This window comes from Streptomyces sp. NPDC054887 (assembly GCF_053610585.1).
Genome location: NZ_JBSGYQ010000132.1, coordinates 1 through 5,592 on the forward strand (window position 1 = coordinate 1; position 5,592 = coordinate 5,592).

At 71.0% G+C, this 5,592-nt stretch carries 6 protein-coding genes and 1 pseudogene; 4 read left to right on the forward strand and 3 right to left on the reverse strand.

Annotation, left to right across the window (positions count from 1 at the left end; translation table 11 throughout):
- Positions 1 to 49 precede the first annotated feature (49 nt).
- A pseudogene (gene ddaH / locus ACWGH0_RS34475) lies at positions 50 to 886 on the reverse strand (dimethylargininase); the annotation flags it as partial.
- Between the two features lie 318 nt (positions 887 to 1,204).
- Here ddaH and ACWGH0_RS34480 point away from each other — a divergent pair.
- Positions 1,205 to 1,528 carry a chorismate mutase gene (locus tag ACWGH0_RS34480; RefSeq protein WP_453408218.1) on the forward strand — a complete coding sequence of 108 codons (324 nt, stop codon included), beginning with the start codon at positions 1,205 to 1,207 and terminating at the stop codon, positions 1,526 to 1,528.
- A 163-nt stretch (positions 1,529 to 1,691) separates the two neighbouring features.
- Here the strand turns inward: ACWGH0_RS34480 and ACWGH0_RS34485 are convergent, their stop codons facing one another.
- Positions 1,692 to 2,411, reverse strand: coding sequence for an NADPH-dependent F420 reductase (locus tag ACWGH0_RS34485; protein ID WP_453408219.1), 720 nt, complete (start codon positions 2,409 to 2,411; stop codon positions 1,692 to 1,694).
- Between the two features lie 94 nt (positions 2,412 to 2,505).
- Between ACWGH0_RS34485 and ACWGH0_RS34490 the strand changes: the two genes are divergently transcribed.
- Positions 2,506 to 3,465: a helix-turn-helix transcriptional regulator gene (locus ACWGH0_RS34490; protein ID WP_453408220.1), complete on the forward strand. Its 960-nt coding sequence runs from the start codon at positions 2,506 to 2,508 to the stop codon at positions 3,463 to 3,465.
- A 260-nt stretch (positions 3,466 to 3,725) separates the two neighbouring features.
- Positions 3,726 to 4,316, forward strand: coding sequence for a TetR/AcrR family transcriptional regulator (locus tag ACWGH0_RS34495; protein ID WP_453408221.1), 591 nt, complete (start codon positions 3,726 to 3,728; stop codon positions 4,314 to 4,316).
- Positions 4,317 to 4,512: 196 nt separating this feature from the next.
- On the opposite strand, the gene ACWGH0_RS34500 is transcribed toward ACWGH0_RS34495, so the two are convergent.
- The gene (locus tag ACWGH0_RS34500) at positions 4,513 to 4,863 is read right to left on the reverse strand and encodes a VOC family protein (RefSeq protein WP_453408222.1); all 351 of its coding nucleotides are present in this window, start codon (positions 4,861 to 4,863) and stop codon (positions 4,513 to 4,515) included.
- Between the two features lie 262 nt (positions 4,864 to 5,125).
- On the opposite strand from ACWGH0_RS34500, the gene ACWGH0_RS34505 reads away from it, so the two are divergent.
- On the forward strand, positions 5,126 to 5,566 hold the full coding sequence (locus tag ACWGH0_RS34505) for a VOC family protein (RefSeq protein ID WP_453408223.1): 441 nt from the start codon (positions 5,126 to 5,128) through the stop codon (positions 5,564 to 5,566).
- The last annotated feature ends 26 nt before the right edge of the window (positions 5,567 to 5,592 follow it).

Genomic DNA, 5,592 nt, shown 5'->3' on the forward strand with positions numbered 1-5,592 from the left:
GACGGAAAAGCCGCGCGGATCGTCCGATCCGCGCGGCTTTTCACGGGGCTCAGAATGCGTGGTCCTCCTGGTTGCCCGAACGCAGCTCCAGCGTGCAGCACTTAACGCTGCCGCCCGCCTTGAGCAGCTCGGAGAGATCCACGCCGATCGGGTCGAAGCCACGGCCGCGCAGCTGTTCCGCGAGCCCCGTGGCGTTGTGCGGCAGCACGACGTTGCGCCCGTCGGAAGTGGCGTTGAGGCCGAAGACCGCCGCGTCCTCGTCCGTCGCGATGACGGCGTCCGGGAACAGCCGCTCCAGAACGGCCCGGCTGCCGGGGGAGAAGGCCGGCGGGTAGTACGCGACCGTGTCGTCGTCCAGCACGGTCAGTGCCGTGTCCAGGTGGTAGTAGTCCGGATCCACGAGCGTCAGGCTGATCACCGGACGGCCGAAGAACTCCTGTGCCTCCGCGTGGGATCGCGGGTCGCTGCGGAAGCCCGTCCCCGCGAGGAGCAGGTCGCCCACGAGCAGGTAGTCGCCCTCGCCCTCGTTGACCAGCTCCGCCGTGCGCAGTTCGGTGAAGCCGTGCGCGCGCAGCCAGTCCCGGTAGGCCGGCGCCTCGTCGACGCGCTCGGCGTCACGGAACCGGGCGACGAGGGCCCGGCCGTCGACGACCGTGGCGCCGTTGGCGGCGAAGACCATGTCGGGGAGGCCGGGCACGGGGTCGACGAGCTCGACGGTGTGTCCCAACTCCAGGTAGACCTCACGCAGCCGCTCCCACTGTGCGACGGCCAGGGCGGTGTCCACAGGCTTCCGCGGGTCCATCCACGGGTTGATGGAGTACACCACGTCGAAGTACGTGGGGCTGCACATGAGGTAGTGCCGGGGACGTGCTGTGCGCATGGGTGTAGGTCCCTGAGATCGTGAGTGGCTGAGGGTCGGTCACTCGTCTTGGCGGGGAGGGCGCCGGGGGTTGCCCGGGCCCGGTTCCGAGCTGGGTCCGGCCGATGCGTCGGCTGTCGGAGGCGCTTGTCGCGGGTCTCCTCCTGTGGCGCTGCGGCGAGACGCGATCAGTAAAGCAAGCCTTACCTAAACATTGCAACGGGCGCTACGATGAACTGGTTGCCGGCCGGACGCGGCCGTCACGCCCCGCCCACTGCGCTGTGCTGCGACGGCACGCGGAACGGCTCATTCACACCCGGCGCTCACACACGGAAGGCGGTCGGCATGTCCTGGGACTCGGACGCGCTCGCCAGGGACGGTCACCGGACCGTCTCCGAGATGGATGACGCGATCATCGACCTCGTCCGTCGGCGTACCGCCCTGTGCGGGGAGTTGGCGGCGCGGCGACGGGCGGCGGGCGGCCCGGACATCGAACTCGCCCGCGAGAACGCCGTACTGCGCCGCTTCCGTGAGGCGCTCGGCCGCGAGGGCACTTCACTGGCGATGCTCCTGATCGAGCTGGAGCGGCGAACGCGTTCCGCCCGGGTGCCGGCACCGCGTCCGGCGGCCCCCCTGGTCGAGCGCCTGACTCCGGCCGAGCGGCGCTGAGTCCGGACACGTGCGGAACCCCGACAGCGTGTGTTGGTGAAGCGCTGCCCTGCCTCTGGGGGTCCGCCTCGGCTCAGTGACCGGCCCGTCCGGCCGGATGCTGTACGCCGTGGCGCCGGCCCGGCGGTGCCCGACGACCCGGATGCGGTGGCGGAAGGCTGTGTCAGCGCACGACCTTGATGCCGAAGTGACCGCCGAACTGCTGGCCAAGCCCGAAGCCGATGGCCGAGTGCATGTGGGCGTACATCTCCATGCCCCGGGCGCAGACCAGGGGGCCGACGTCGAGGACGTCCTGCCAACCGTAGGCCGTGAGCAGGTCGGTGACCTGCCGTTTGGCGTCCGCGTGGTCGCCGGCGACGAACATGGTGTGGTCACCGCCGCCGACGGCCCGCGGGTTGACGACGGTGGTCTGCTCCTGGGTGACGAAGCTCTTGACGACCTTGGTGCCGGGCAGGGCGCGCTGGATCTGCTCGGCGAGACTGTCGGTGTCGCACGGGTCGAGCCTCGGCATGACGCCCCAGGGCGTGGGCCAGGGGTGCTCGCTCTCGTGCTGGTAGATGTAGGGGACGGCGTAGTCGACCAGCGTCTTGCCGGCGAGCCGGTCGGCGATGGCGGTCAGCGCGGATACGGCGTTGTGGCCGTCGATGCCGTTGACGACCAGTTCGCCGGCGGCGCCCGCCGCGTCGGCGAAGGACAGCAGGGTGATGCCGGGGTGCTCGGCGAGCCACTTGCCGTACGGCGGGTTGCCCATCATGTCGGGCTCGGTACGGGCCAGGGTGGCCTCCGGGTCGCGGGTGCCGACGAAGACGTCGTGCCCGAGCTCGGCAAGCTTGGCCGTATGCGCGCGGGCGCCGCCACCCGTGCCGAGAATCGCGATCTTCATGGGGGATACCTCCCGTTTTGCTGTGGTTGGACAGCTTCACCCTAGAACCATTTCAGGACAGGGCCTGTCCTTTGACTCGGCCATAGTGGATGTCATGACGAGCGACATGACCGGCCGGATGCTGCGCCTGCTGTCCCTGCTCCAGACGCGCCGGGAGTGGTCCGGTTCCGACCTCGCCGACCGCCTCCGGGTGACGGTCCGCACTGTGCGCCGCGACATCGACCGCCTCCGCGACCTGGGCTACCCCGTCGACAGCGCCCGCGGTCACTCCGGCGGCTACCGGCTGGCCGCGGGCGCCGACCTGCCGCCACTCCTCCTCGACGACGACGAGGCCGTAGCCATCGCCGTCGCCCTGCGCACCGCCGCCGGCGGCCTGACCGGCATCGAGGAGACCGCCCTGCGGGCCCTGGCCAAACTCGAACAGGTCCTGCCCCGCCGCCTGCGCGGCCAGGTCACCGCACTCCAGACGTCCATCGCCGGCATCGCCTGGGAGTCGCGCGGACCGCGCGCCGACCCCGCCCTGCTTCCCACTCTCGCCGTCGCCTGCCGCGACCACGAGATCGTGACCTTCGACTACACCACCCGCACCGGCGCGACCGACCCGCGCCGCGTCGAACCCCAGCACCTGGTCGCCTCCGGCGACCTGTGGTACCTCCTCGCCCACGACACGCACAAGCGCGACTGGCGCATCTTCCGACTCGACCGCATCAGCAACGCGAGCCCCACCGGCCACCGCGTCCCCGTCCGCAGCCTGCCCGGCGGCGACCCTGCCGCCTTCGTCGCCGACCGGCTCTCCGCCGCCCCCACCCGCCACCGCGCCGTCGCCACCGTCCACGCCCCCGCCGACCACGTCCGCGCCCACACCCGCGACCTGGCCACCCGCATCCGCCCCGTCGACGGGACCACCTGCCTCGTCGACGCCTCCGACGACTCCCTCACCCGCATCGCCCAGACCCTGGCCGGCCTCACCGCCGATTACACCCTCGACGCGGACCCCGACGTCCTCGACCACCTCCGCACCACCGCCCACCGCACCCTGCGCGCCGCCGACTGACCGTCCCGCTACGGCAGTGCCGGATGACGTCGTCCGGTCCGGGGACGGGCCCCGACACGGCACGGGCGCCGTGGTCGCGATTCCACCGACGCGCTTCTGCTGAGCTGAAACTGACAATTAATCAGTTACGGCTGGAAGTCGTCGCAGTCGAAGCGCGGGCGATCCGCAGGCCGGGCCACTGGCAACGGTCGCTCGTCCGCACGGCGGCGAAGTACGGTGTGCGCATGGCTATGCATGGCCGAAGACGGGGGGTCGCAACGATGACGAACGGAGTGCGGGCGCACCAGCGCGAGCAGACGCGTCGTACCTTGCTGCGGGAGAGCCGACGCCTGTTCTCGACCCTGGGGTACGCCTCGGTGGGGCTTTCGGAGATCGTTCGGGCCGCCGGGGTGACCAAGGGCGCTCTGTACCACCACTTCGACAGCAAGGCCGAGCTCTTCCGGGCCGTGCTGGAGCAGGTGCAACAGGAGGTCGCCGCACACATCGCGGCCACGGCGGACGCGCAGGAAGACGCGTGGGACCAACTGACCCACGGATGCCAGGCGTTCCTCACCGCCTCCACCGATCCCGCGCTTCAGCGCATCATGCTCGTCGACGGGCCGGCGGTCCTCGGCTGGCGGGACTGGAGGGCGATGAACGAGGCGACCTCGGGCCGGCACCTGGCCCAGGCGCTCACCATCCTCATCCGCGAGGGAGCCATCCCCGCCCAGCCGGTCGCACCGCTGACGCATCTGCTGTCGGGGGCGATGAACGAAGCGGCGCTGTGGCTGACGGCGTCGGAGAACGCCGCCGATCTGGCCGACACACGGCAGGCGCTGGCACGGATGCTTGACGCGCTGCGAGCGAACTGACCTACCGGCGCGGCCTTCGGCCGGGCAAGCGGTGAACGGGTGGAAGTGCGGAGCGGACCGCAGGCCGGGGTGGCGGCACCGCCCTCGGCGGCATCACCGGGCCGCTGCTCTTCAACGGCCTGGTGAGCAGCGGGGAGCGGGCGCGGCGAGATCCGCCTCCGGCCGGTCGCCGGTCGCCGGTGGCGTCTGTGGCAGGTCAGGCGTCCGCGACGACGTCGATCCGGACGCCGTTGGGGTCAGTGAGCACGAGGTGCCTCTCGTCCGGACGCCCCGCCGCCCCCAAGGCGGCCAGGCGCTCCCAGTGCTCCCCCTCGCCGTCCACCGCGAGCGTGATCCGCACCGCGCGTACCGGCTGCCGAAGCGCCTCTGGCAGTGCGGGGTGGGAGTGGTCGAGCAGGGCGAGTTCGTGGCGCGGCCGCCCGGGCCGGCTGAGGCCGGCGTACCACTGGGTCGTGTACGTGGCTTCGAAGCCGAAGAGTCTGCTGTAGAACGTGCGGGATTCCCCCAGCCGCGAGGTGCAGATCACCGGACAGAAGCTGGTCAGCATGGAATGCCATCTCCGCTCACGTACCGACGGTATGCGAGATGAACCTAATCACATACCGTTGGCATGTCAACACGGCTCTCCATGCTCAACGAGCCGACGCCGGCGGGGATATGGCCATACGGCGCCCAGTTCGTTTCACGCAGGCCGGGCGTACCGCTGAGGTCACGGCCGCCCGCACTGCCCTCCGTCGGCGGGATGTGACGATCGGGCGCGCGCCTCGTTGAGAGGAGATGACCGTGTACCCGCTCAGAACGGTGTTGTGATGACGTCCCCTGCCGTGAACAGCTTCTATCCCGTGCTCTGCACCGAGCGGCTGCCCGAGGCCGTGGCGTTCTACACCACGCTGTTCGGATTCGAGACGACCTACACCAGCGACTGGTACGTCAGCCTGCGGCGACCCGAGCCGCCGCAATACGAACTCGCCCTGGTCTCCGCGGGGCACGAGACCGTGCCCGAGGGGTTCCGGCGGCCGGCGCAGGGGCTGCTCCTCAACTTCGAGGTGGCCGACGTCGACGCCGAGTACGCGCGCCTCGTGACGGGCGCCGGGCTGAAGCCCGAACTCGGACTGCGCAGCGAGGCGTTCGGCCAGCGGCACTTCATCGTGGCCGCCCCCGACGGCGTACTGATCGACGTCATCACCCCCATCGCGCCCACGGCGGCCTACGCGGGCGCCTACCAGGACGGGTCGGGCACCGGAACGTGAGAGGGGCGGCCCGCGTCGTACGACGC